Source organism: Mesorhizobium sp. M0437 (assembly GCF_040321335.1).
GTDB lineage: Bacteria > Pseudomonadota > Alphaproteobacteria > Rhizobiales > Rhizobiaceae > Mesorhizobium.
This window is the reverse complement of sequence record NZ_JAMYRK010000012.1, coordinates 68,198-91,172: the sequence shown is the minus strand read 5'-3', so window position 1 is coordinate 91,172 and position 22,975 is coordinate 68,198. Positions and strand designations below refer to the sequence as shown.

Annotated in this window: 24 protein-coding genes; 22 read left to right on the top strand and 2 right to left on the bottom strand. The window is 62.4% G+C overall.

What is annotated here, in order from left to right; all coding sequences use genetic code 11:
• Positions 1-244: 244 nt before the first annotated feature.
• The 4 genes from dapA to NKI72_RS10545 all read left to right on the top strand — a co-directional run bounded on the left by dapA (position 245) and on the right by NKI72_RS10545 (position 3,051).
• Positions 245-1,126 (top strand): 4-hydroxy-tetrahydrodipicolinate synthase, encoded by an 882-nt coding sequence (gene dapA / locus NKI72_RS10560; RefSeq protein ID WP_352540767.1) that lies wholly within the window; start codon positions 245-247, stop codon positions 1,124-1,126.
• A 25-nt stretch (positions 1,127-1,151) separates the two neighbouring features.
• Complete coding sequence (gene smpB, locus NKI72_RS10555; protein ID WP_023768487.1) at positions 1,152-1,631, top strand: SsrA-binding protein SmpB; 480 nt, start codon at positions 1,152-1,154, stop codon at positions 1,629-1,631.
• A 106-nt stretch (positions 1,632-1,737) separates the two neighbouring features.
• Positions 1,738-2,466, top strand: a complete 729-nt coding sequence (locus NKI72_RS10550; RefSeq protein WP_352471042.1) for a GH25 family lysozyme — start codon at positions 1,738-1,740, stop codon at positions 2,464-2,466.
• Positions 2,467-2,529: 63 nt separating this feature from the next.
• On the top strand, positions 2,530-3,051 hold the full coding sequence (locus tag NKI72_RS10545) for a hypothetical protein (protein ID WP_352471043.1): 522 nt from the start codon (positions 2,530-2,532) through the stop codon (positions 3,049-3,051).
• Positions 3,052-3,081: 30 nt separating this feature from the next.
• Here the strand turns inward: NKI72_RS10545 and NKI72_RS10540 are convergent, their stop codons facing one another.
• Complete coding sequence (locus NKI72_RS10540; protein WP_245274739.1) at positions 3,082-3,759, bottom strand: uracil-DNA glycosylase; 678 nt, start codon at positions 3,757-3,759, stop codon at positions 3,082-3,084.
• Positions 3,756-4,337, bottom strand: coding sequence for a LabA-like NYN domain-containing protein (locus tag NKI72_RS10535; RefSeq protein WP_023677774.1), 582 nt, complete (start codon positions 4,335-4,337; stop codon positions 3,756-3,758). Before NKI72_RS10535 ends, NKI72_RS10540 begins: the two co-directional genes overlap by 4 nt.
• Before the next feature lie 278 nt (positions 4,338-4,615).
• Between NKI72_RS10535 and rpoZ the strand changes: the two genes are divergently transcribed.
• From rpoZ to NKI72_RS10445, 18 genes are all read left to right on the top strand, one after another.
• Entirely contained in the window at positions 4,616-5,017 is a 402-nt protein-coding gene (gene rpoZ, locus NKI72_RS10530; protein ID WP_023677773.1) for a DNA-directed RNA polymerase subunit omega, read from the top strand.
• Between the two features lie 111 nt (positions 5,018-5,128).
• Positions 5,129-7,357: a RelA/SpoT family protein gene (locus NKI72_RS10525; protein WP_352501814.1), complete on the top strand. Its 2,229-nt coding sequence runs from the start codon at positions 5,129-5,131 to the stop codon at positions 7,355-7,357.
• 129 nt (positions 7,358-7,486) lie between these two features.
• Entirely contained in the window at positions 7,487-8,065 is a 579-nt protein-coding gene (gene pyrE, locus NKI72_RS10520) for an orotate phosphoribosyltransferase (RefSeq protein ID WP_352471045.1), read from the top strand.
• Between the two features lie 42 nt (positions 8,066-8,107).
• The gene (locus NKI72_RS10515) at positions 8,108-8,518 is read left to right on the top strand and encodes a VOC family protein (protein ID WP_352820945.1); all 411 of its coding nucleotides are present in this window, start codon (positions 8,108-8,110) and stop codon (positions 8,516-8,518) included.
• 230 nt (positions 8,519-8,748) lie between these two features.
• Positions 8,749-9,330 carry a DUF2062 domain-containing protein gene (locus tag NKI72_RS10510; RefSeq protein ID WP_023677769.1) on the top strand — a complete coding sequence of 194 codons (582 nt, stop codon included), beginning with the start codon at positions 8,749-8,751 and terminating at the stop codon, positions 9,328-9,330.
• Positions 9,327-9,740: a holo-ACP synthase gene (gene acpS, locus NKI72_RS10505; RefSeq protein WP_352467214.1), complete on the top strand. Its 414-nt coding sequence runs from the start codon at positions 9,327-9,329 to the stop codon at positions 9,738-9,740. Before NKI72_RS10510 ends, acpS begins: the two co-directional genes overlap by 4 nt.
• Positions 9,741-9,817: 77 nt before the next feature.
• On the top strand, positions 9,818-10,567 hold the full coding sequence (gene lepB / locus NKI72_RS10500) for a signal peptidase I (RefSeq protein WP_352471047.1): 750 nt from the start codon (positions 9,818-9,820) through the stop codon (positions 10,565-10,567).
• Positions 10,568-10,571: 4 nt separating this feature from the next.
• Positions 10,572-11,297, top strand: a complete 726-nt coding sequence (gene rnc, locus NKI72_RS10495) for a ribonuclease III (RefSeq protein ID WP_352833209.1) — start codon at positions 10,572-10,574, stop codon at positions 11,295-11,297.
• Complete coding sequence (era, locus tag NKI72_RS10490) at positions 11,294-12,220, top strand: GTPase Era (RefSeq protein WP_352501817.1); 927 nt, start codon at positions 11,294-11,296, stop codon at positions 12,218-12,220. Before rnc ends, era begins: the two co-directional genes overlap by 4 nt.
• 369 nt (positions 12,221-12,589) lie before the next feature.
• Complete coding sequence (locus NKI72_RS10485) at positions 12,590-13,294, top strand: antitoxin Xre/MbcA/ParS-like domain-containing protein (RefSeq protein WP_352833213.1); 705 nt, start codon at positions 12,590-12,592, stop codon at positions 13,292-13,294.
• 362 nt (positions 13,295-13,656) lie between these two features.
• Positions 13,657-14,745: a porin gene (locus tag NKI72_RS10480; RefSeq protein ID WP_352540773.1), complete on the top strand. Its 1,089-nt coding sequence runs from the start codon at positions 13,657-13,659 to the stop codon at positions 14,743-14,745.
• 117 nt (positions 14,746-14,862) lie between these two features.
• On the top strand, positions 14,863-15,651 hold the full coding sequence (recO, locus tag NKI72_RS10475) for a DNA repair protein RecO (protein WP_352833216.1): 789 nt from the start codon (positions 14,863-14,865) through the stop codon (positions 15,649-15,651).
• A 97-nt stretch (positions 15,652-15,748) separates the two neighbouring features.
• Positions 15,749-15,970, top strand: a complete 222-nt coding sequence (locus NKI72_RS10470; RefSeq protein ID WP_352833219.1) for a hotdog family protein — start codon at positions 15,749-15,751, stop codon at positions 15,968-15,970.
• Between the two features lie 37 nt (positions 15,971-16,007).
• Positions 16,008-18,725, top strand: coding sequence for a DUF2339 domain-containing protein (locus NKI72_RS10465; protein WP_352833221.1), 2,718 nt, complete (start codon positions 16,008-16,010; stop codon positions 18,723-18,725).
• Between the two features lie 154 nt (positions 18,726-18,879).
• The gene (locus NKI72_RS10460; RefSeq protein ID WP_023719875.1) at positions 18,880-19,398 is read left to right on the top strand and encodes a sigma-70 family RNA polymerase sigma factor; all 519 of its coding nucleotides are present in this window, start codon (positions 18,880-18,882) and stop codon (positions 19,396-19,398) included.
• The gene (locus NKI72_RS10455; protein WP_352471054.1) at positions 19,395-20,186 is read left to right on the top strand and encodes an anti-sigma factor family protein; all 792 of its coding nucleotides are present in this window, start codon (positions 19,395-19,397) and stop codon (positions 20,184-20,186) included. Before NKI72_RS10460 ends, NKI72_RS10455 begins: the two co-directional genes overlap by 4 nt.
• Positions 20,187-20,395: 209 nt before the next feature.
• Positions 20,396-21,502 carry a peptidase C39 family protein gene (locus NKI72_RS10450; protein ID WP_352833224.1) on the top strand — a complete coding sequence of 369 codons (1,107 nt, stop codon included), beginning with the start codon at positions 20,396-20,398 and terminating at the stop codon, positions 21,500-21,502.
• Positions 21,499-22,962: a RimK family ATP-grasp domain-containing protein gene (locus NKI72_RS10445; RefSeq protein WP_352833227.1), complete on the top strand. Its 1,464-nt coding sequence runs from the start codon at positions 21,499-21,501 to the stop codon at positions 22,960-22,962. Before NKI72_RS10450 ends, NKI72_RS10445 begins: the two co-directional genes overlap by 4 nt.
• Positions 22,963-22,975 lie beyond the last annotated feature (13 nt).

Genomic DNA, 22,975 nt, shown 5'->3' with positions numbered 1-22,975 from the left:
AGAAAACCTTATCGAGGTCGTTCGAATTGCAATTGCTGGCGCAATGCTTGCCGCGCAACAATGTCGAGACTATGGTGCGCCGCTTCGCTTTCGGCTAGAAGGCGCGCACGACAAACACCTACAGCGCCGCGGGTCTTCTCAGACGCGCAAAGGACGTTGTAGCAATTTAAATTTGGCGCATAACCCTTTCCGAAATCGACTGCGATTTTCGGGGTCATGCGCTAGTCCCAAGGAGTTGGACGACATGCTAAGAGGCTCGCTGACCGCGCTCGTCACACCGTTCGAAAAGAGCGGCCGTTTCGACGAGAAAGCCTTTCGCGCGTTCATCACCTGGCAGATCGCCGAAGGCACGACGGGCGTGGTCCCGGTCGGCACCACCGGCGAGTCGCCGACGCTGTCGCATGACGAGCACCGCCAAGTCGTCAAGGTTTGCATCGAGGTCGCCAAGGGCCGGGTTCCGGTCGTCGCCGGCGCCGGCTCCAACAACACCGAAGAGGCGGTCGGCCTGGTCCAGTATGCCGAGAAGGCGGGTGCCGACGCGGCCCTTGTCGTCACGCCCTATTACAACAGACCGACACAGCGCGGCCTCTATGCGCATTTCGCCGCCGTCGCCAAGGCAACCAGTCTGCCGATCATCATCTACAACATTCCGCCGCGCTCGGTGGTCGACATGAGCCCCGAGACGATGGGCCAGTTGGTGCATGACTTCAAGAACATCGTCGGCGTCAAGGATGCCACCGGCAAGGTCGAGCGGGTTTCGGAGCAGCGCGCCACCTGTGGCAAGGATTTCATCCAGCTCTCCGGCGAAGACGCCTCGGCGCTCGGCTTCAACGCGCATGGCGGCGTCGGCTGTATTTCTGTGACGGCAAATGTCGCACCCAGGCTTTGCGCTGAATTCCAGGAGGCAACGCTTTCCGGCGACAGCGCCAAGGCGCTCGACCTGCAGGACCGTCTGTTGCCGCTGCACAAGGCGATTTTCATGGAGCCCGGCGTTTCCGGCGCGAAATATGCGCTGTCGAAGCTGGGCAAGGTCGAGAACGTGCTGCGCTCGCCGCTAATGACGGTCGAGCCGTCGACCGCCGAGAAGATCGACGCGGCGATGAAGCACGCCGGCTTGATAAACTAGGGATGAGGCGCCACCTCTCCGCATCATGAATCAAGTCAGAAAAGCCGATCCCAACAACAAGACCGTTGCGGAAAACCGCAAGGCGCGGTTTTCCTATGAGGTGCTCGACACGATCGAGGCCGGCCTGGTGCTGACCGGTACGGAAGTGAAATCGCTGCGCCAGGGCCAGGCCAATATCCAGGACAGCTACGCCTCGGTCGAGGGCGGCGAGATCTGGCTGATCAACTCTTATTTGCCGGAGTATCTGCAGGCCAACCGCTTCAACCATGAGCCGCGCCGCCGCCGCAAACTGCTGCTCAACAAGCGCGAGATGGCAAAGCTGGCGCAAAGCGTCGACCGCGAAGGCATGACGCTGGTGCCGCTGAAGATCTACTTCAACGACCAAGGCCGTGCCAAGCTGCTGCTCGCCGTTGGCCGCGGCAAGAAGCTGCACGACAAGCGCGAGACCGAAAAGCAGCGCGACTGGTCGCGCGAGAAGGGCCGGCTGCTGAAGGAGCGAGGGTGAGGAGCGGTCCGCGAAGCGGAGGAAAAGCCAGCGATTTGGCTTTTCGAGCGACGAACGCCCGGAGCCTTAGCGGCGGGCGGGGCGGACCAAAAGGGATAGGTCTCGTTTGAAAAACCGGATCGTCTTATGGGGCGCGGCCGGTCTGCTCGTGGCGGGCCTCGTTCTGGCCGGCGGCTATACCTACTTCCAGACGTTTTCTCCGGACCGCCGCAAATATCCGGTCAGGGGCATCGACGTCTCCCATCATCAGCGGCAGATCGACTGGCGGCGTGTTGCCGCCGACGATGTCGCCTTCGCCGTGATCAAGGCGACGGAAGGCGGCGATCATGTCGACGATGCCTTCGCCGCCAATTTGCGCGCGGCCCGCGCCGCCGGTCTTGCCGTCGGTGCCTATCATTTCTTCACCTTCTGCAGATCGGGTGCGGATCAGGCACGCAACTTCATCTCGGTGGTGCCGCACAATCAGCCTTTGCTGCCGCCGGTGGTAGACATCGAGTTCGGCGGCAATTGCCCGCAGCGGCCAACTCCCGAACAGCTGAGCGCCGAACTCTCCGCCTTCCTCGGCCCGGTCGAGGCGGCGTTCGGCAAGACGGCGATCCTCTATGTGACCGACGAGGTGGCGCAAGCCTATGCCGGGCAGCTAGCCAGCCGCCCGCGCTGGCTGCGTTCACTGGCGCTGCGGCCGGGCCATGACAACTGGATCTACTGGCAGTATCACAACCGGGGCCGCGTCGACGGCATCAGCGGCGACGTCGACCTGAATGTTCTCCAGGGCGGACCTGCGACGCTGGCCGCATTGTTTGCCGCAGCGCCTGAAACGACAGCGTCGGATTGATGCTATTCCCGTCCACCAAAACACCCTCTCATATCGCAGGCGGCGCCGTGCTAAGTACATTTGATGCCGGAGCGCCCTTCATCAACCAATGACAGCAACGCCCCGCCTGCTGCGACGGACGGCGGCGACCCCCGCCTGGCATTTGTCTATGCGGAGGCGGTGCGTGGCCTCCAGCACCAGCAGGGCGTGGTTGAAAGTCTCAATACGCGCGCCGGCAATCTGATCTTCGCAACCGCGTTCGCGAGTTCTCTCCTCGGAGGCAGGGCGCTCCTGGATGGCGTGGGGCCTTGGGACTGGCTGGCGCTGATATTGCTTTTTCTTATCGGGCTGCTGGTCGCGATTATGGTGTGGCCGTATTATAACTATACGTTCCGTTTCGATCCAGAGAAGCTGCTCCAGGACTTCGTCGATCAGCACCCTCCCGCAACCCTGGACGGGATGCACCGAGCGCTTGCGCTGCGCATCAAATCCGACATGGCCAGCAATTGGCGGATCATCCAACGCCTGCGCGTCGCGCTGCAGCTTGCACTGTTTCTGTGGTTGCTGGATCTCCTGGCCTGGTTGTTCGCGATCGCCCGAATCTAGGGCTCGTGCCCTGGCGGGCGTCGTCCGACTCTATGTCTTCAGAAAAGCTTCTATCTGACTGAAGACGTTGACGAACATCGCTTCCGTCAACACGCCGGTATTGGTGTTGTAGCGCGAGCAATGATAGCTGGAAAACAGCGTGATGCCATTGGCCTGCTGCTGCCCACCATGCCGGAACGGATAGGCGGCAACGCGTTGGCCGAGCGCCCGCACGGTCGACTGGTGCGCGATCGAGCCAAGCGCCAGCACAGCGCGCAGATTTGGAAATCGCGCGATCGTCGGCACCAGGAACGTCCGGCAGGTCGCTATCTCGGCGCCAACCGGCTTGTTGTCCGGCGGCACGCAGCGCACCGCATTGGTAATCGCCGTACCGACAAGCTCCAGCCCGTCATCCGGTCGCGCTTTGAATTCGCCGCGCGCAAAGCCGTGCGCGATCAGCGTGTTGTAGAGCAGGTCGCCGGCAAAATCGCCGGTGAAGGGGCGCCCCGTCCGGTTCGCCCCGCGCAGTCCAGGCGCCAGCCCGACGATCAGCAGACGCACTGCGTCCTCGCCTTCCGGCGGCAAAAAGGTCGGCACCGGCGCGTTGAACCAGGACGGCTCGCGCCGCCGCCACTCGGCGATGAAGTCGTGCAACCGCGGGCAGAGCGGGCAATCGCGATCGGGTTCGGGGGAGACGACCAGGGGAGCGGTCAAGGCAACGACCGTCAATAGTCTTCCTCGTCGACTTCGGCCGGTTCGGGCCGGCGCACCGGCCGCTCCGACGGGTCGCGGCCGACTTCATTCTTGAGCGTCATCAAGTCGATGAAATGGTCGGCCTGGCGGCGCAGATCGTCGGAGATCATCGGCGGCTGCGAAGCCATGGTCGAGACGATCGACACCTTGCGCCCGCGCCGCTGCAGCGCCTCGACCAGCGTGCGGAAATCGCCGTCGCCCGAAAAGATGACATAATGGTCGACGACATCGGCAAGCTCGAGCGCATCGACGGTCAGCTCGATATCCATATTGCCCTTAATCTTGCGCCGGCCGGTCGAGTCGGTGAATTCCTTGGCCGGTTTGGTCACCACCTTGAAGCCGTTATAGTCGAGCCAGTCGATCAGCGGCCGTATCGAGGAGTATTCCTGATCCTCGACCAGCGCGGTGTAGTAATAAGCGCGCAGCAGATAGCCGCGTTTCTGGAAGCTCGCCAGAAGTTTGCGGTAATCGATGTCAAAGCCCAGCGCGCGCGAGGTGGCGTAGAGATTGGCACCGTCGATAAAGAGAGCGATTTTTTCACGAGGATCGAACATGGAAAATGTCCTTTTTCGAAATAAGCGGTCGTCTAAATGCGTGGCGACTATCGGCCGGTCTGATAATAGACCTGTTGGCCTTCATCGTTCGAGATAACGCCAGTTTTACGGCAATCCAAGGCACCATGCCGCACCGCAAGCAATTGTGATCGGCGCTGTGTCGCCGCAGGCGGCCCGCGTCAGAGCTGCGCACCGCCATAAAAGCTTGTATTTTGGCGGCGTTCGGGTTATGGACCGCGCCTGTTTTCCATCAAATCCAGGCATGAAAGGGGCAACTCATGGCCCGCGTAACCGTTGAAGATTGCATCGACAAGGTCGACAACCGCTTCGAGCTGGTGCTCCTGGCCGGCCACCGCGCCCGTCAGATCAGCCAGGGCGCGCAGATCACCGTACCGCGCGACAACGACAAGAATCCGGTCGTTGCGCTCCGCGAAATCGCCGAAGAGACGCTGTCGCCGGACGACCTCAAGGAAGATCTCATCCATTCGCTGCAGAAGCATGTCGAGGTCGACGAGCCGGAAGCCGATGGCGAGGCGATTGCCGACCAGACCGGCAGCGCCGTTGCGGCCACCGATGCCGACGACGCCGAGGACAACGTCACCTTCGATCGCATGACCGAAGAAGACCTGTTGGCCGGCATCGAAGGCCTGGTGCCGCCGGAAAAAAGCGACGATTATTGATCTTAGCGACAACTGCCGACACTTTCGCGTCGGCAGTTTCGTGGCTATCTATGACATGCGCCGTACGCCAGTGCGGCGCATGATTCATTTCAGCATTGCGAGATCCCGCCCATGATGCGTCAGTATGAGCTTGTCGAGCGCGTGCAGCGCTACAAGCCTGACGTCAACGAGGCGCTGCTCAACAAGGCCTATGTTTACGCCATGCAGAAGCATGGCCACCAGAAACGCGCCTCCGGCGACCCATATTTCTCGCATCCGCTCGAAGTCGCCGCCATCCTCACCGAAATGCACATGGACGAGGCGACGATCGCCGTTGCCTTGCTGCACGACACGATCGAGGACACCACGGCGACCAGGGCCGAGATCGACGAATTGTTCGGCCCGGAAATGGGCAAGCTGGTTGAGGGCCTGACCAAGCTGAAGAAGCTCGACCTCGTCTCGAAGAAGGCCGAGCAGGCGGAGAACCTGCGCAAGCTGTTGCTGGCGATCTCGGAAGACGTGCGCGTGCTTCTGGTCAAGCTCGCCGACCGCCTGCACAATATGCGCACGCTCGACCATGTGCCGGAAGCCAAGCGCCTGCGTATCGCCGAAGAGACGATGGACATCTATGCGCCGCTGGCCGGCCGCATGGGCATGCAAGGCATGCGCGAGGAGCTGGAAGAGATTGCCTTCCGCTTCATCAATCCGGAAGCCTACCGCGCCGTCACCGCACGGCTGGCCGAAATCTTCGAGCGCAACAAGGGCGTGCTGTCGGAGATCGAGAAGGCGCTCTCCGCGCTGTTCGACAAATATTCGATCAAGGCCGAGGTCAAGAGCCGGCAGAAGAAGCCGTGGTCGGTGTTCCGCAAGATGGAAGCCAAGGCGTTGTCCTTCGAGCAGCTGTCCGACATCTTCGGCTTTCGCGTCGTCGTCGATACCGTCGAGGACTGCTACCGGGCGCTCGGCGCCATCCACACCACCTGGTCGATGGTGCCCGGCCGCTTCAAGGACTACATCTCCACGCCGAAGCAGAACGACTACCGCTCGATCCACACCACCATCGTCGGCCCGTCGCGCCAGCGCGTCGAATTGCAGATCCGCACCTATCAAATGAACAAGATCGCCGAATACGGCGTCGCTGCTCATTCGATCTATAAGGATACCGGTGGCAAGATGAATGGTGCCGCCCATGCGATCTCGAAGGAAACCAATGCCTATGCCTGGCTGCGGCGCACCATCGAGCAGCTTGCCGAAGGCGACAATCCCGAGGACTTCCTCGAAAACACCAAGCTGGAACTGTTTCAGGACCAGGTATTCTGCTTCACGCCGAAGGGCATGCTGATCGCGCTGCCGCGCGGCGCCACGCCGATCGACTTTGCCTATGCCGTCCACACCGACGTCGGCGACACTTGCGTCGGTGCCAAGGTCAATGGCCGCATCATGCCGCTGATGACGGAGCTGAAGAACGGCGACGAGGTCGAGATCATCCGCTCGAAGGCGCAGGTCCCGCCGGCGGCGTGGGAATCGGTGGTCGTTACCGGCAAGGCACGCTCGGCCATCCGCCGCGCCACCAAGAACGCCATTCGCAAGCAATATTCAGGTCTCGGTATCCGCATTCTGGAGCGCGCCTTCGAACGGTCCGGCAAGACCTTCACCAAGGAAAGCCTGAAGCCGGTGCTGCACCGGCTGGCGCGCAAGGACATCGAGGATGTGCTGGCCGCGGTCGGCCGAGGCGAAGTTGCCTCCACCGATGTCATGAAGGCGGTGTTTCCCGACTACAAGGACGAGCGTGTCACGCTGGTCGCGCCCAAGCAGCGCGAGGAGGGCTGGTCGAAGATCCGCAACGCCGCCGGCATGCTGTTCCAGATTCCGGGCCGCGCCGCACGCAAGGACAAGAACCAGCCGCGCGACGACGCAGTGCCGATCCGCGGTGTGCGCGGCGATCTGCCGGTGCGCTTCGCGCCGGAGGGGGCAGTGCCAGGCGATCGCATCGTCGGCATCGTGCAGCCGGGAACCGGTATCACCATCTATCCGATCCAGTCGCCGGCGCTGCAGGCCTTTGACGACCAGCCCGAGCGCTGGATCGACGTGCGCTGGGACATTGACGAGCGCACCAAGGAGCGGTTCCCGGCGCGCGTCTCGGTCACCGCCATCAACGCGCCGGGTTCGCTGGCCGATATTGCACAGGTCGTCGCATCCAACGACGCCAACATCCATACTTTGTCGATGGTGCGCACCGCGCCCGATTTCACCGAAATGCTGATCGATCTCGAAGTGTGGGACCTCAAGCACTTGAACCGGCTGCTGTCGCAGCTAAAGGACAATTCGAGCGTCAGTGACGCAAGGCGCGTGAATGGGTGAATAGTGAATAGTGAATAGTGAATAGTGAATAGTGAATAGTGAATAGTGAATAGTGAATAGTGAAAGAGGGTGCTCACTACCCTACTACCCTACCACCATTCACCATTCACCATGGACATGGAGTGAACGATGAACACCGATGAAGTGCTGGGTATTTTTCGCGAGGCCGGCGCCGTGCTCGAAGGGCATTTCATCCTGACGTCGGGCCTGCGCAGCCCGGTCTTTCTGCAGAAAGCGCGTGTTTTCATGCATGCCGACAAGACCGAGCGCTTGTGCAAGGCGCTCGCCGAAAAGATCCGCACTGACGTGCCCGGCAGGATCGACTACGTCGTCGGCCCGGCGATCGGCGGGCTGATCCCGGCCTATGAGACCTCGCGCCATCTTGGTGCGCCGGCGATCTGGGTCGAGCGGGAAGGGGGTGAATTCAGGCTGCGCCGCTTCGAGATCGCCAAGGGATCGCGCGTCGTCATTGTCGAGGACATCGTCACCACCGGCCTGTCGATCCGCGAGACCATCGACTGTCTGCGCGCACTTGGCGCCGATGTCGTTGCCGCTGCGTGCATCATCGACCGCTCGGCCGGCAAGACCGATGTCGGCGTGCCGCTGATCGCGCTCGCCGAATATGAAGTTCCGGCCTATCCGGCCGACAGGCTGCCGCCCGAGCTCGCCGCCATACCGGCGATCAAGCCGGGCAGCCGCAATATCTAATGCATGTCGCCCAAAAGTGTGCGGCGGTTTTGGGACAACGACATGCACAAAAACAAGTCAAGAGACGCTGCCGTGGTTGCTGGCATCGATCATTTCGTGCTGACAGTTCGTTCGGTGGACGATACCTGCGCCTTCTATCAGCGCGTGCTTGGCTTCGAGCGCCTCGACGAGCCGGATCGACCAACGGCGCTGCTGTTTGGAATGCAGAAGATCAATGTGCATCAGGTCGGGCGTACCTTCGAGCCGAAGGCCAAGGCGCCGACGCCGGGCTCCGGAGATTTCTGCTTGATTGCTGCCCGGCCGCTCGCCGAGATATGTGCCAACCTCGCCGCCAATGGTGTGGTGATAGAGATCGGCCCGGTCGAGCGTGTCGGCGCTCGGGGCGCGATGATGTCGGTCTATTTCCGCGATCCGGACGGCAACCTCGTCGAGGTCAGCGAATATCGATCCTAAGTGACGCTCCTTAAATTCGCCGCGATCATGCCCTGTTCAGAACGGCGATACCCAAGGCTGGCGCGACCGGCCACCGAGCGGATGCCCTCGGCCTCGTTGTTCTTCGGCCAGCGCATCGCTATATCAAAGTCGTAGTTGCTTTTCGGCGACCGCAGAGCGCAGCATAGGCTGTCGCGCCTGGCTGGAAAGGCCGGCGTGAAGCCATCGACGGAACTAGGAACAGGAACAGAGTGCTTTTTCGACGGCGCAAGCCTGATGGTTTTTTCGAGCGGGTGCGTACTTATTTGTGGCCGCGCCGCTCGTTCTCGCGCTCGCTGCGGTATTTCTCCAAACGCATCCTGCGGCTTAGGGCCACGCCGCATGCCGTGGCCGCCGGTGTTGCGGCGGGCGTATTCGCGTCGTTTTTCCCGCTTGGCTTTCACTTCATCATTGCTGCCATCCTGTGCTGGCTGATCGCCGGCAATCTGGTCGCGGCAGCACTCGGCACGGTCTTCGGCAACCCCCTGACCTTTCCACTGCTATGGGCCGCCTCCTGGGAGGTCGGCAAGCTGATCCTGCATGAACACCTGCCGGCGCATGGCCCGCCCGCGCATCTCGGCGACATGCTGCATAATCTTTCCTTTGCGCAATTGTGGGGACCGGTGCTGAAGCCGATGACGATCGGCGCAATACCGCTCGGCCTGGTTTTCGGCCTGCTGTTTTACGGCATCACCCGCTGGGGCATGGTCACTTTCCACGAGCAGCGCCGCAAGCGGCTGGCCGAAAGAGCGGCAAAGGCTGGAAAAACCGGGCCGGAAGTTCCTGCCGAATGATTATCGGTATTGGCAGCGACCTCATCGACATCAGACGCATCGAGAAGTCGCTGGAACGCCATGGCCAACGCTTCATCCAGCGCATCTACACCGAGATCGAACAGGCGCGGTCCGAAAACCGCGCGGCGCGTGCGGCCTCCTACGCCAAGCGTTTCGCTGCCAAGGAAGCTTGCGCCAAGGCATTGGGCACCGGTATGGCGCAGGGTGTGTTCTGGCGCGACATGGGGGTCGTCAACCTGGCCAGCGGCAAGCCGACCATGGCGCTGACCAATGGGGCGGCAGCGCGGCTGGACGAAATTCTGCCTGAAGGGCACCGCGCGGTGATCCACCTCACCATCACCGATGATTTTCCGCTCGCTCAAGCCTTTGTGATCATTGAAGCGTTGCCGGTCGAAGAAGCGCCACATTGATTGCATCTGACCACCGGCATGACGTTGCCCAGCGCGCGCCGAGACTCTATACCATCCAACGCACAATCGAGGACGACATGAGCGTGGCTGAAAAAACCCAGAAGAAATCCGGCGGACTTGGCGAAACCGTCAGCGTCATAGTCCAGGCCCTGCTGCTTGCGCTGGTCATCCGCACGCTCCTGTTCCAGCCGTTCTCGATCCCGTCCGGGTCGATGCGGCCGACTTTGCTCGAAGGCGACTATCTCTTCGTCACCAAGTGGTCCTACGGCTTCTCCCGCTATTCACTGCCGTTCGGGCCGAACATCTTTTCGGGCCGCATCTGGGGCTCAGAGCCGAAGCGCGGCGACGTGGTGGTGTTCAAGTTTCCGCCGGATCCTTCTGTCGATTATATCAAGCGCGTCGTCGGCCTGCCGGGCGACAAGATCCAGGTCAAGGATGGCCAGCTCTTCATCAATGACGTGGGCGTGCCGCGCGTCAAGGTCGGGCAGATCGACAACCGCGACATCACCGAGGAGAACGGGCCGGTCGATGTCTATCGCGAGACGCTGCCGAACGGCGTCAGCTACGACACGCTCGACCTGACGCAGGCTTCGATCGGCGACAATACCAAAGAGTTCAAGGTGCCGCCCGGTCACTATTTCATGATGGGCGACAATCGCGACAACTCGTCGGACAGCCGCTTCACCGTCGGCTTCGTGCCGGACGAGAATTTGGTTGGCCGCGCCAACCTCATTTTCTTCTCGATCGGCGGCAGCGCCAGCCCGCTCGAAATCTGGAAATGGCCGTCACTGATGCGCGCCTCGCGCCTGTTCCATTTCGTCAATTAGGGCCATGGCGGCGACGAAACGGCTGACCGCCGATGGGCTCGCCGAGGCGCTCAGGGAGCGCACCGGCCACAGTTTTGGCGACCATCAGCGCCTGCAGCGGGCGCTGACCCATGCCAGCGCTCGCGGCAGTCACGCCGGCATCGACTACGAACGTTTCGAATTCCTGGGCGACCGCGTTCTCGGCCTTGTCGTTGCCGATATGCTGCTGGCGGCATTTCCCGACGCCGCCGAGGGTGAGCTGTCGCTGAGATTGAACGCTCTGGTCAACGCTGAAGCCCTGGCGGAAATTGCCGAGGAGATCGGCCTGCCGGAACTTGTTCGCGCCGGTTCGGACGTACGCGGCCTCGACGGGCGCAAGCGCGTCAATCTGCGCGCCGATGCATTGGAATCGCTGATCGCCGTGCTCTATCTCGACGGAGGGTTGGAAGCGGCCCGTGCCTTCATCCACAGATACTGGCAGCCGCGCTCGCAAGCCATTGACGCCGCCCGTCGCGATGCGAAAACCGAACTGCAGGAATGGGCGCATCAGGCGGCAGGCGCAGTGCCGGTTTACATAATCGACAGCCGCGAGGGACCGGACCACGATCCGCTGTTCACCGTCAGTGTCAAGGTCGGCGCCTATCCGCCGGCGACCGGCAGCGGGCGCTCCAAGCGCGAGGCGGAGCAGGCTGCAGCCGCGGCACTTCTGCAGCGGGAAGGCGTCTGGCTCGATCAAGGGAGTGCCGCATGACCGCCACCGAAGCTCCGGCAACAGAAGCTCCCGCTACCCGCTCCGGCTTCGTCGCGCTGATCGGCGCGCCCAATGCGGGGAAATCGACGCTGGTCAACCAATTGGTCGGCGCCAAGGTGTCAATTGTGACGCACAAGGTGCAGACCACCCGTGCGATCGTGCGCGGCATTGCCACCCACAACAACGCGCAGATCGTCTTCGTCGACACGCCGGGCATATTCAAGCCGAAGCGCCGGCTGGACACGGCGATGGTGACGACCGCGTGGGGCGGCGCCAAGGACGCCGATATCGTGCTGCTCTTGATCGACGCCGAGCGCGGCATCCGGGGCGATGCCGACGCCATCCTCGAGCGGCTGAAGGATGTTCGGCAGCCGATGGTGTTGATCCTCAACAAAGTCGATCGGGTCAAGCACGAGACGCTGCTGGCATTGTCGGCTGCAGCCAACGAAAGGGTGCCGTTCAAGCGCACCTTCATGGTTTCGGCGCTGACCGGATCCGGCTGCAAGGACCTGCTCGACTATCTCGCCGAGACCCTGCCGGCCGGACCCTGGTACTACCCGGAAGACCAGATCTCCGACCTGCCGATGCGCCAGCTCGCCGCCGAGATCACCCGCGAAAAGCTCTATCTCAGGCTGCATCAGGAACTGCCCTATTCCTCCCATGTCGAGACGGAGAAATGGGAAGAGAAGAAGGACGGCTCGGTGCGCATCGACCAGACCATCTATGTCGAGCGCGACAGCCAGAAGAAGATCGTGCTCGGCCATAAGGGCGAGACGATCCGCGCCATCGGCCAGGCGGCACGCATGGAAATAGCTGGCGTACTCGAACAGAAGGTGCACCTCTTCCTGTTCGTCAAGGTGCGTGAGAACTGGGGTGACGACCCCGAGCGCTACCGCGAAATGGGGCTCGAATTTCCGCACTGAGCCTGTTTGGGCGATCCGCAGAGCGGCCTGTTGGCCGCCTCAGGTTTCTGAGCGGTCGCCGGGCTGCCCGATCGGTCGACTTGCATATTGAACAGCCGACCGAATCATTCCGGGAGACCATGCGCCGGCCATGTCGGGTCGACCCGTTCCTTATTGGTACCGGCGCGACGGGAAATCCTGAGCGGGTTCTGAAAAATTTGCGATATTTCATGCAAAATCGGCCAGTGGATCGAATGGAACTCCTGCCGATACTGCGACCTCGCGTGGTTCCCGTTTGTCGTCTCTCCGTCATACACCCTGCCTATAGGCTGTGCGAAAGACCCGCTTCCGAGCAAACCGGAACCGGCAGGCAAACAGCCAGATCAGGACATGACCGGGACTTGGAATCGCATCGACCCCATCCGTCAGACCGAGTTTGCAGACGCCGTCGCTGTTGAGATCGAGCGCGTGCTGGCGCGGCAAGGCAAGGTGACGAACAGCGATGCGGTCGTTGCAGCGGGCAGGGTCGCCGGCGCCGTTGCCGCCGCCGTCGCGTTGCTTGCGCCGACCGACATCAGTGCGATCGACACCATGCGGGAAAGATTACCCGGCATGGCGTCGCGTTTCGTGCGGATATTGGCAGCCGAAGCTGCGGAACGCCGTGCCAGGAGGCCTCTGTCGACGGCGCACGACGGCCAAGGGGCAGACATCCAACGCCTGGCCGGAACGGGCGACCTCGACGCGATGCGGGTCGAGGACTGGGCCGGTCGGGTCGCCGGGTCGACGTTCCTGCAGCACAATCTCGGCATATCGCGCTCGACTCTGCATCGCTGGCAGCGCAGCGGCACGGTCGTTGCGTTGCGCACCGGTGGCCGCAAACATGTATTTCCCCTGGCCCAGTTCATCGACGGCAGGCCGGCGCCGGGTATCAAGGAAGTGCTATCCGCGATGCCCGATCCACGGCATGCCTGGTCGTGGCTGATCGGCCCCGCGCCCGGCCTCGCCGGACGTATTCCCATTGAACTGCTCAAACGGGATCTGGTGGCGGAAGTCGTTCTTGCCGCACAGAACGCAGCGATGGCGAAGTCGACTTGATCTCGCTGCCAACGGTAGAAGTCTATTCTAAAAAAAGAACACGCACAAGGAATGTATGTCGGATTCCGATCGGTTTGCCGGCTAATGGCATAAGTATATTTTTGTACAATTGTGACAGTGTCTCGTTTGTGCCGGGGGCAAGTGTGAAGAAAATGTGAAGTGATATTTGTGCAACATGGATTTATTCTGTTACGCAAACATTGATTATTTTTGGAATCGTCATTGAGACTGGAATGCGGATGAATATGTTCGCCGCCTGAAGAGGGGGTGCGGTGCGCGCCTTTTTCGACGTGGGTGAGGCGTTCAGCCGTTCAACCCATGAATCCAAAGCCATTTTTAACTTTGACTGGAGAGGTCAGAAAATGAATATCAAGAGCCTTCTTCTCGGCTCAGCCGCGGCATTCGTCGCGGTCTCCGGTGCGCGCGCCGCCGACGCTGTTGTGGTCGCCGAGCCGGAACCCGCCGAATACGTCAAGATTTGCGACGTCTACGGCGCCGGCTACTTCTACATTCCCGGCACCGAGACCTGCCTGCGCATCGGCGGCTATGTCCGCTATGACGCAAGCTTCGGCGACGCCGGCCGCGTTTTCGATGGCGCGACGACACACGACCTTTTGGACGGTGACGAGCAGCAGACCTGGAACAAGAATGCCCGCTTCAATTTGAAGACGTGGACCGGCCAGGAAACCGAGCTCGGCACGTTGAAGACCTATACCGAGACCCGTTTCAACTTCGGCAATACCAAACGCACCGTGAGCGGTGTTGATTTCAGCGTGCAGGACAACAAGGCGGTTACCCTGAACTTCGCCTGGATCCAGCTTGGAGGTTTCCGCGTCGGTAAGGATGAAACTGTCTATGATTCGTTCATCGGTTACGCCGGCAACGTCGTCCAGGACACTATCATTCCTTACGGCACCAAGGACACCAACCTGATCAGTTACTATTTCGACGGCGGTAATGGCTTTACGGCAGTCGCCTCGGTCGAAACGGGCTCCGGCGCTGACCAGTCGATCGACAGCTACGTTCCGTTTGTCGTCGGCGGCGTGAAATACAAGGGCGACTGGGGTGCGATCACCGCGGTCGGCGCCTATAACAGCACGTCGGAAGAATGGGCCGGCAAAGCTCGCCTCGACGTCAAGCCGATTACTGACCTGACCCTGTTCGTGATGGCGGGCTACGGCAGCGACGACAACGTCGCGAAGAACTTCTACAAGCCGTGGACTGGCAACTTTGCCGTCTGGGGCGGCGGCAGCTATGCCGTCAACAAGAAGACCTCTTTGAACGCCCAGGTCTCCTATACCGACGACCAAGACTTCGCCGTTGCGGCCAACGTCGCCTACACCATCGTTCCTGGTTACACGATCACCGCCGAAGTCGATTATTACGACAATTTCGATGCCGACGATGCCGACGCAATCGGCGGCATCTTCCGCTTCCAGCGCTCGTTCTGATCAAACGACGATCTCGTAAAAAACGGCCCGTAGCGATACGCTACGGGCCGTTTTGGTTTGGCGGCGGATTCGTCGCTCATCTTGATTTCGCCATCCAACCGGTGACAAGCTCTCGTCATGGAATGGCGCGACGAGGGAATCATTCTCGGCACCCGCAAGCATGGCGAAACCAGCGCCATTCTTGAGGTGATGACACGCGCGCATGGCCGCCATCTCGGTCTCGTGCGCGGCGGCCGTTCGCGCAAACAGCAGCCTGTCTTGCAGCCCGGCAATCGCGTCGACCTGTTGTGGCGGGCGCGGCTCGACGAGCATCTCGGCACCTTCCAGATCGAGGCTATCGAGATGAACGCCGCCCGGCTGATGGACAGCGCCGTTGCCGTCTACGGCCTGCAGACGATGGCCGCGCATTTGCGTCTTCTGCCTGAGCGTGACGCCCATGGCGGCCTTTACGAGACGCTTGCGGTGATGATCGCTCATCTCGACGATGCCGATGCCGCCGGCGAGCTGGTGGCCCGCTTCGAGCTGCTGGTACTCGACGAACTCGGTTTCGGCCTCGATCTCAGCCAGTGTGCGGCGACCGGCACCAGGCAGGACCTTGCCTATGTCTCGCCGAAATCCGGCCGCGCTGTGTCGCTGGCGGCGGGCGCGCCGTGGCGCGACAAGATGCTGGCGCTGCCTGCCTTCCTGCAGCGCGGCTCCGGGCTGCGCGCCGATCCGGCGGCGATCGAGGACGCCTTCCGGCTGACCGGCTTCTTTTTGACCCGCCGTGTCTACGAACCGCGCGGCATCGAGCCTCCCGGCGCCCGCGCCGGGTTTCTCGCCGCTTTGCGCAGGCATCATTCACCCGGCCATGAATCCGGCAAGGCAAGCGCCGGGGAAACCGCCACCGGGGAAACCACCAGATGAGCGAAGTTGAACCTGATCCCGAAAACGTTTCGCCGCTCGGCCTTGGCACCATTTCGCAGGTGGGCGAGGCCATGCGACGGCCGAGTTCAAAGCGAATTTGACGCGGCCGATCACGCCAAGGACGGGCGAGGTGGTGTGCGAGGGCAAAGTGGTGCACAAGGGCCGCACGCTGACGGTTTCGGAAGCGGCGCTGAAGGACGCCAACGGCAAAGCTGCTGGCTTTCGGCACCGAAACATGCTCGATCTTTCCGGCCAATCTGGCGGCACGTTGAATGGACCGGCCGTTTGGCCGCCGCATTTGAATGTCACTGAACATTGAATGTCAGTGACAACTGGCCTGGTTTGGGGGAACCGCCATGTTTGAAGGCCTGATTGGCCTCGTCGCCATCATCGTGCTGTTCGTCATCATTTCACGCCAGCAGAGCCGCATCGGCCTGATCGAGCGCGAGCTTGGCGCCTTGCGCAGCCTTGTGCTTTCGGGCACGCCTGCGCTGTCGCCGCAAGCCAAGGAACCGGCTGCAAACGACAGCAAACCGGCGGATGCCGCAATCCCGCTTGCGGTCACAGCCGACATGGCCGTATCGCCACGGCCCGCAGCGGTCGTGTCAGCTACAGAGGCCGATGCCGATACAACGGCGCCGTCCGCGCCGGAGTCGGCGCAACCGGCGGCAGCGGCGAAGGCAGCTCGCCAGTCCGACGTCGAAACGGCGCTCGGTACCCGCTGGGCGGTCTGGGTCGGCGGCATCGCGCTGGCGCTGGGTGGCTTGTTTCTGATCCGCTACACCATCGAGGCCGGCATTTTCGGGCCACGCGTGCGGCTTGTCATGGCGGCGGCACTCGGGCTGGTGCTGGTCGCCGGCGGCGAGTTCATCCGGCGCACCGGCTTCAGGGTGCCGGTGCAAGGTGCTGCCGGTGCCTATATCCCGGCGATCCTGACGGCGGCCGGCGCTTTCATCCTGTTCGGTACCGTCTACGCCGCATACAGCATTTACGGCTTCATCGGCCCGACGCTCGCTTTCACGCTGCTCGGCGCCATCGGGGTGGCGACGATCGCGGCAAGCCTGGTCCACGGTCAGGCGCTGGCCGGCGTCGGCCTGCTCGGTGCCATGGTGACGCCGCTGCTGGTCGCCTCGCAGGCGCCCAATCCGTGGGCGCTGTTCGGCTATCTGGCGATCGTGCTCGCCGCCACCTGCGTCATTGCTCGCATCCGCGACTGGAGGCTTTTGATGGCCGCAGCCTTCGTCGCCACGGGCGTCTGGACCATCTTCTATATGACCGACGCGCCGGGGGCGAACCTTGCCGTCATCCTCTTTATCGACGGGGTGACACTGGCCGTGCTCGCCTTCGTCTGGCTTGGCCGCCGCGACGAAGCGGGCGCTGGCAGCGGCTTCGACTGGCCGTCAATCGCGCCGGGCTTCTTCGTCGGCCTTTCGGCGCTGGCCCTGTTTGTCGATCCGGCCTTCGTCGCCATCCGCGGTGCATTGCCGGGGGCCGCCCTTGTCGCAGCCCTGGTGGCGGTGGCTCTCTACCGGCCGCGGGCGCTTGCACTGCTGCACGCCGCCGGGCTGGCGACGGTACTGGTCTATCTCGGCATCATTCCGCCGACCACGATCGCTTCAGATTTTTCGGGTGGCGCTCTCGGCGTCGACGGCATGCCGGTCGTGGCGTCCGATGCCTTGATGCTCAGGGTCGGCATCGCTCTCGGACTAGTCTTCATCGGCGCCGGCTTTTGGGCGGCGCGCCGTTTTGCGGCCTCTGGCTGGCTGCGCGCCGCCGCATGGGCGGCCTGGAGCGCTGTCGCGCCACTGGTCATCCTGCTGGCGCTCTGGGCTACCTTCGGCAATCTCGACCGAGACCTTGCTTATGCGGCGGTCGCAGCCGTTTTGGTCGGAGTCTTCGTCGCCGGCGGCGAGTGGATAGCGCGCGGCGAAGCGCCGCCGCTAACCGGCGACGCTGCTGTCTCCTTTGCGCTCGGCGGGGCGGCGATTGCCGGCCTGCTGATGCTGCACATGGCCTTTGGTTCCGGCTGGACAACCATCCTGCTCGGAGCAGCCGCCGCCGTGCCGGCGCTGGCGACGCGCTGGCGTAGCTATCCGGTGCTTGGCTGGATTTCCGTTGGTGCGGTGATTGCAGTGCTTGGTCGCGCTGCCTTCGACCCGACCATCGTCGGTGCCGAGTTCCTGTCGAAGACGCCGGTGTTCAACTGGCTGCTGCTTGGATATGGCGTGCCGGCGCTCGCTTTCGGTTTTGCCGCCTGGCAGCTTGCCCGAACCACCAACGGCCGACCGCGCCTCGCAATGGAGGCCGGCGCCGCGCTGTTTGCCCTGCTCACCGTCGCCATGCTGGTGCGCCATGCCATGCATGGCGGCGTCATCGATACGGCTGCTGCGACGCTTGCCGAACAGGCGATCTACACGCTGATCGCCATCGGTGCCGGTGCCATCCTGGTCGCCATCGACATGCGCTCGCCAAGTTCGGTGCTGCGCTACGGCTCGATTGCAGCGGGCGTGGTCTCGGTCGTGTTCATCGTCCTCCAGCATTTTCTGGCGCTGAACCCGCTGCTGATGGATGAATCGACCGGCAGCATTCCGGTGTTCAACCTTCTGTTCCTCGCCTACCTCTTGCCGGCGGTTGCGGCCGGCGCACTGGCGCTCTATGCCCGCGACAAACGACCGAAATGGTATGCAGCGATGCTGGCGATGGTGGCGGCGGTGCTCGGCTTCGCCTATGCCACGCTGTCGGTCAGGCGCCTGTTCAAGGGCGAGTTCATCGGGCTGTGGAGCGGTCTCGGCCAGCTCGAGACCTATACCTATTCGGCACTGTGGCTGGTCATCGGCGTGGCGCTGCTCACCGCCGGTGTCTGGCTGAAGTCGCAGGTACTTCGCATAGCGTCGGCGGCGCTGATCTCGATCGCCGTGCTCAAAGTCTTCATCTTCGACATGTCGGAACTGGAAGGCGTGTTGCGGGCGCTGTCCTTCATCGGCCTCGGCGCGGTGCTCATCGGCATCGGCCTGTTCTATCAGCGGCTGCTGACAAGGGCCGCGAAAGCAAAGCTCGAGACGAGCAATAGCTGACGATTTCAATTTGGCCGGGAATAAACCTGCCACTGGCAGCGTTATTCAGTTGCTTGGGTGACCGGGGCGGCGGACCGCTTCGCGCTGGCCGCTTGCGCCGCGCTGCAAAGGCGCGTTCAATCACCACGGACAGGGCCCCCCAGAACCAGCGGTCATGGACGAAAAGAAGGCAGCAATCCTTGGTGAAATACCGCGTCTGCGCCGCTATGCACGCTCGCTGTTGCGCGACCGCGATTCCGCTGACGATCTCGTCCAGGATTGTCTCGAGCGGGCACTTGTGCGGCTCGACAATTGGCAGACAGGAGAAAGCCCCAGGAGGTGGCTGTTTACGATCATGCATCATTTGTTCATCGACCAGATGCGCAAGGTGAACCGGCGCGGCGAGGCAGCGATGCTGCCGCTCGAGGCGAGCGAGGCGCAGGCAGCACCCGCCGAGCAGGTCGAGAGCATCGCCTCGCGCGAGATCGTCGACGCGCTGCAGGCGATCAGCCCTGACCGGCGCGCGGCACTTGTGATGGTCGCCATCGAAGGGTTTTCCTACGCCGAAGCCGCCAACATCCTTGGGGTTCCCGCCGGCACCTTGATGTCGCGCATCGCGCGCGGGCGCGAGGAACTGCGCGCGCTGCTTGATGATACCGCGCGCCGCCGGTCGATAAGGATCGTCGAGAAATGAGCCGACGCGATTTCTCCGAACGCGACATCCACATGGCTCTCGATGGCGAGTTGCCGGGCGATGAGCGGACGGCCTATGAGGCATGGCTCGAGGCCAATGCCGAGATGAAGGCCAGGAGCGCACGCTACGCCGCCGACCGGGCAGCGTTGCGCGCAGCCTTTAACGGCGTGCTGGACGAGCCCGTCCCGGTGCGGCTGACCAAGGTGGTGCTTGGCGAGGCGCCGGTGGTCAGAGTGTCGCCATCGCGCTCGCGTTGGTGGCTTGCGGCCGCCGCTGCCGCCATCCTGGTGATTGGCGGCGCTGGCGGCTACCTTGCCGGCATCGGCCGCCTCGGCCTGGAAAACACGGCCGAAGACCAGCTTGCCGAAGAGGCGATCGCCGCCCATGTCATCTATGCCGCCGAAAAGCGGCATGCGGTGGAAGTGCCGGCAAGCGACAAGGATCATTTGCAGAGCTGGTTGTCGAACCAGGTGGGTTTGAAGCTCGTCGCACCGGATCTGGCGGCGCAAGGTTTCCAACTGGTCGGTGGCCGGCTGCTGCCTGCCGGCCAGGGCAAGGCCGCGATGCTGCTTTACGAGGACGACAAGGGCGAGCGCATTTCGCTCTTCGTCATCGCCGAATCGGCAGCCAAGGCCAAGGGCACTTATGGGGAAGAAGATGGTCCTGAGGCCGTCTACTGGCTGGACAAGGGTTATGGCTGCGCCGTCGTCGGATCGCTGCCGCGCGAGCAGCTGGCCGCAGTGGCCAAGAGCGCCTATGGCCAGCTTCTGGCGGGCTTGAAAAGCTGAGCAGGATCTCGTTTTTCCGGAGCCGCGCCGATGCCGAAACACGAAGGTCGTTTCAAAGCCTTTGCGCGACCTGCCTGCCTTGAAAACTGTCACAATTCGGCCCTAATCGAGGTGCGATAGCGCTTGCTGAATGCTGGCACTTCGGCTGGTGTGACCGATGTTTAGACTAGGGCAGTTTCCACAACCCAATCGAGGTTTTCTGAGCCCGCATGCCTGCCGAGATTCGCAAGGCCCGCGCGTCCGACGTCGATGACCTCGCCGCCATCGAAAAAGCTGTTTTCTCGAGCGACCGCATTTCTCGCCGCTCTTTTCGCCAACTGATCGAACGCGACACCGCCGAACTGCTGGTTGGCGAGAACGATGGCCACGTCGCCGGCTATGCGGTCGTGCTGTTTCGCAAGGGCAGCGGCGTCGCGCGGCTTTATTCGATCGCCGTCGGTCCATTTTTCGGCGGCCGCGGCGTTGGCCGCCTGCTGCTGGAACAGGCTGAAGCCGCCGCTTTCGAGCATGGCCGCATGATGCTTCGTTTGGAAGTCCGCGAGGACAACCCGCGCGCCATCCAGATCTACGAGCAGAGCGGCTACCGCAAGATCGGTCGCGAACCGGGCTACTACGAGGATGGCGCCACTGCGCTGCGCTATGAAAAGACCTTGCGCGGCGACATTCCGGTCGCCACCGAAGTGCCGTTTTATCAGCAGACTTGCGAATTCACCTGCGGACCATGCTGCCTGATGATGGCGATGGCTAACTTCGACCCCGGATTCGTGCCGGATCCGGTTATGGAAATCAGGCTGTGGCGTGAGGCGACGACCGTTTTCATGATGTCGGGGCCGGGCGGCTGCGAACCGTTCGGGCTGGCCGTCGCCGGCTATGAGAGCGGGCTTGCTGCTGAGATCTATGTCTCCTTCTACGGCGCGCTGTTCCTGCAGTCGGTGCGCAGCGAGGACAAGCGCCGGGTGATGGAGCTGGCGCAGGTCGACTTTCGCCGCCGCGCGGAACTTTACGGCATCCCGGTGAATTACCGTTCATTCGGGCTTGACGACATTCGCACCGCGATCGCAGAGGGAAAACTGGTACTGGTCCTGATCAGCGGCTTCCTGATGTTCGGCAAGAAGGTTCCGCACTGGGTATTGGCCATCGGTGACGACGGCGATCATATCCTGATCCACGACCCTTGGGTCGAGGACGAGCGGCAGGAGACGATCCTCGATGCTGCCAACATTCCCGTGCCTTACGGCATCTTCATGAACATGGCGCAATTCGGCCGCGACGGATTGCGCGCCGCCATCACTCTCGGAAAGCGCGACAGCCAATGACCTGGGTCATCCTTACCGGCCGGCAGAACGATCTCGACCAAGTGGCGACGCCGCACAAGATCATCACCAATCGCGACTACCTTGCCCATCCGGCACTGTTTCGCGGTCAGCGGCCGAAGGTAATCAACCTGTCGAACAATTACGGCTACCAGAGCCGCGGCTATTACGCGTCGCTGCTTGCCGGTTCGCGCGGCCATAAGGTCATCCCGACGGTCGAAACGATGATCGACCTGTCAGAACGCAAGCTCTATGAGCACGCGTTGCCGGAACTCGAACTCGCACTCAACAAGTGCCGCAAGGACCTGGGCGGCGCTTTTCCGCAGAAGGTCTGCATCTTCTTCGGCATCGGACCATCCAGGATCTGGGACCGCTTCGCAAAACTTCTGTTCGACTGGTTCCGTGCCCCGGCGCTCGAGGTTCACATCAGGGACAGCGCCGAATGGGCCTCGATCCGCAAGATCGGGTTCCATCCCCTGGCCAGGATGACCGAGGACGAGGAAACGCACTTTCTCCAGTCCCTGGAGACCTACACCAACCGCGAGTGGCGCGACACCAAGGGCCGCACGCCGGCGCGCTACACTTTCGCCACGCTGGTCGATCCGCATGAGGAACTGCCGCCGTCGGAGATTTCGTCGCTGCGCCACTGGGCCAAGATCGCTGAAAAGATGGGCGTCGAAATCGAGCCGATCACCAAGCGGGATCTGGCCAAGCTCGCCAACTACGACGCGCTGTTCATCCGCGAGACCACCTCGATCTCCAATCATACCTACCGCTTTGCCCGCCGCGCCCAGCAGGAAGGTATGCCGGTCATCGACGATCCGCTGTCGATGATCCGCTGCACCAACAAGGTCTATCTCAACGAGCTGATGACCTACAACAAGGTACCGGTGCCGCCGACGGTGATGATTGCTGGCACTTCGGACCTGGAAGTTGCGGCACAGACGCTGGGCTTCCCGCTGGTGCTGAAGATCCCGGACTCCTCGTTTTCGCGCGGCGTCAAGAAATGCGGCACCTTTGAAGAGTTGAAGACGCTCGCAACCGAATGGCTGGAGGATTCCGACCTCCTGATCGCGCAAAAATTCATTCCGACGGAATATGACTGGCGCGTCGGTGTCCTCGGCGGCCAGCCCTTGTTCGCCGTCCATTATCTGATGGCCAAGAAACATTGGCAGATCGTCAATCATAAGGCCAACGGCAAGCCCGACCAGGGCGGCATCAAGACGTTCACCCTGAAGGAAGCACCGGCCCATGTCGTCGAGACGGCGGTGAGCGCGGCGCGCTGCATTGGCGACGGCCTCTACGGCGTCGACCTCAAGGAAACCAGGGACGGCGTCTTCGTCATCGAGGTCAACGACAACCCCAACCTCGACCACGGCTGGGAAGACTCCGGCGAAAAAGACGAGGTCTGGGTGCGGCTGACGCAGTGGTTCCTGGAGCGGCTGGACCGGCCGGGGCGATAATATCCGAACTGAG

Bases quoted from the DNA above. Each gene is read 5' to 3' on its own strand.
- dapA (WP_352540767.1), top strand. From the start codon at position 245: ATGCTAAGAGGCTCGCTGACCGCGCTCGTCACACCGTTCGAAAAGAGC.
- smpB (WP_023768487.1), top strand. From the start codon at position 1,152: ATGAATCAAGTCAGAAAAGCCGATCCCAACAACAAGACCGTTGCGGAA.
- NKI72_RS10545 (WP_352471043.1), top strand. From the start codon at position 2,530: ATGCCGGAGCGCCCTTCATCAACCAATGACAGCAACGCCCCGCCTGCT.
- NKI72_RS10535 (WP_023677774.1), bottom strand. From the start codon at position 4,337: ATGTTCGATCCTCGTGAAAAAATCGCTCTCTTTATCGACGGTGCCAAT.
- rpoZ (WP_023677773.1), top strand. From the start codon at position 4,616: ATGGCCCGCGTAACCGTTGAAGATTGCATCGACAAGGTCGACAACCGC.
- NKI72_RS10525 (WP_352501814.1), top strand. From the start codon at position 5,129: ATGATGCGTCAGTATGAGCTTGTCGAGCGCGTGCAGCGCTACAAGCCT.
- pyrE (WP_352471045.1), top strand. From the start codon at position 7,487: ATGAACACCGATGAAGTGCTGGGTATTTTTCGCGAGGCCGGCGCCGTG.
- NKI72_RS10515 (WP_352820945.1), top strand. From the start codon at position 8,108: ATGCACAAAAACAAGTCAAGAGACGCTGCCGTGGTTGCTGGCATCGAT.
- acpS (WP_352467214.1), top strand. From the start codon at position 9,327: ATGATTATCGGTATTGGCAGCGACCTCATCGACATCAGACGCATCGAG.
- lepB (WP_352471047.1), top strand. From the start codon at position 9,818: ATGAGCGTGGCTGAAAAAACCCAGAAGAAATCCGGCGGACTTGGCGAA.
- rnc (WP_352833209.1), top strand. From the start codon at position 10,572: ATGGCGGCGACGAAACGGCTGACCGCCGATGGGCTCGCCGAGGCGCTC.
- era (WP_352501817.1), top strand. From the start codon at position 11,294: ATGACCGCCACCGAAGCTCCGGCAACAGAAGCTCCCGCTACCCGCTCC.
- NKI72_RS10485 (WP_352833213.1), top strand. From the start codon at position 12,590: ATGACCGGGACTTGGAATCGCATCGACCCCATCCGTCAGACCGAGTTT.
- NKI72_RS10480 (WP_352540773.1), top strand. From the start codon at position 13,657: ATGAATATCAAGAGCCTTCTTCTCGGCTCAGCCGCGGCATTCGTCGCG.
- recO (WP_352833216.1), top strand. From the start codon at position 14,863: ATGGAATGGCGCGACGAGGGAATCATTCTCGGCACCCGCAAGCATGGC.
- NKI72_RS10465 (WP_352833221.1), top strand. From the start codon at position 16,008: ATGTTTGAAGGCCTGATTGGCCTCGTCGCCATCATCGTGCTGTTCGTC.
- NKI72_RS10460 (WP_023719875.1), top strand. From the start codon at position 18,880: ATGGACGAAAAGAAGGCAGCAATCCTTGGTGAAATACCGCGTCTGCGC.
- NKI72_RS10455 (WP_352471054.1), top strand. From the start codon at position 19,395: ATGAGCCGACGCGATTTCTCCGAACGCGACATCCACATGGCTCTCGAT.
- NKI72_RS10450 (WP_352833224.1), top strand. From the start codon at position 20,396: ATGCCTGCCGAGATTCGCAAGGCCCGCGCGTCCGACGTCGATGACCTC.
- NKI72_RS10445 (WP_352833227.1), top strand. From the start codon at position 21,499: ATGACCTGGGTCATCCTTACCGGCCGGCAGAACGATCTCGACCAAGTG.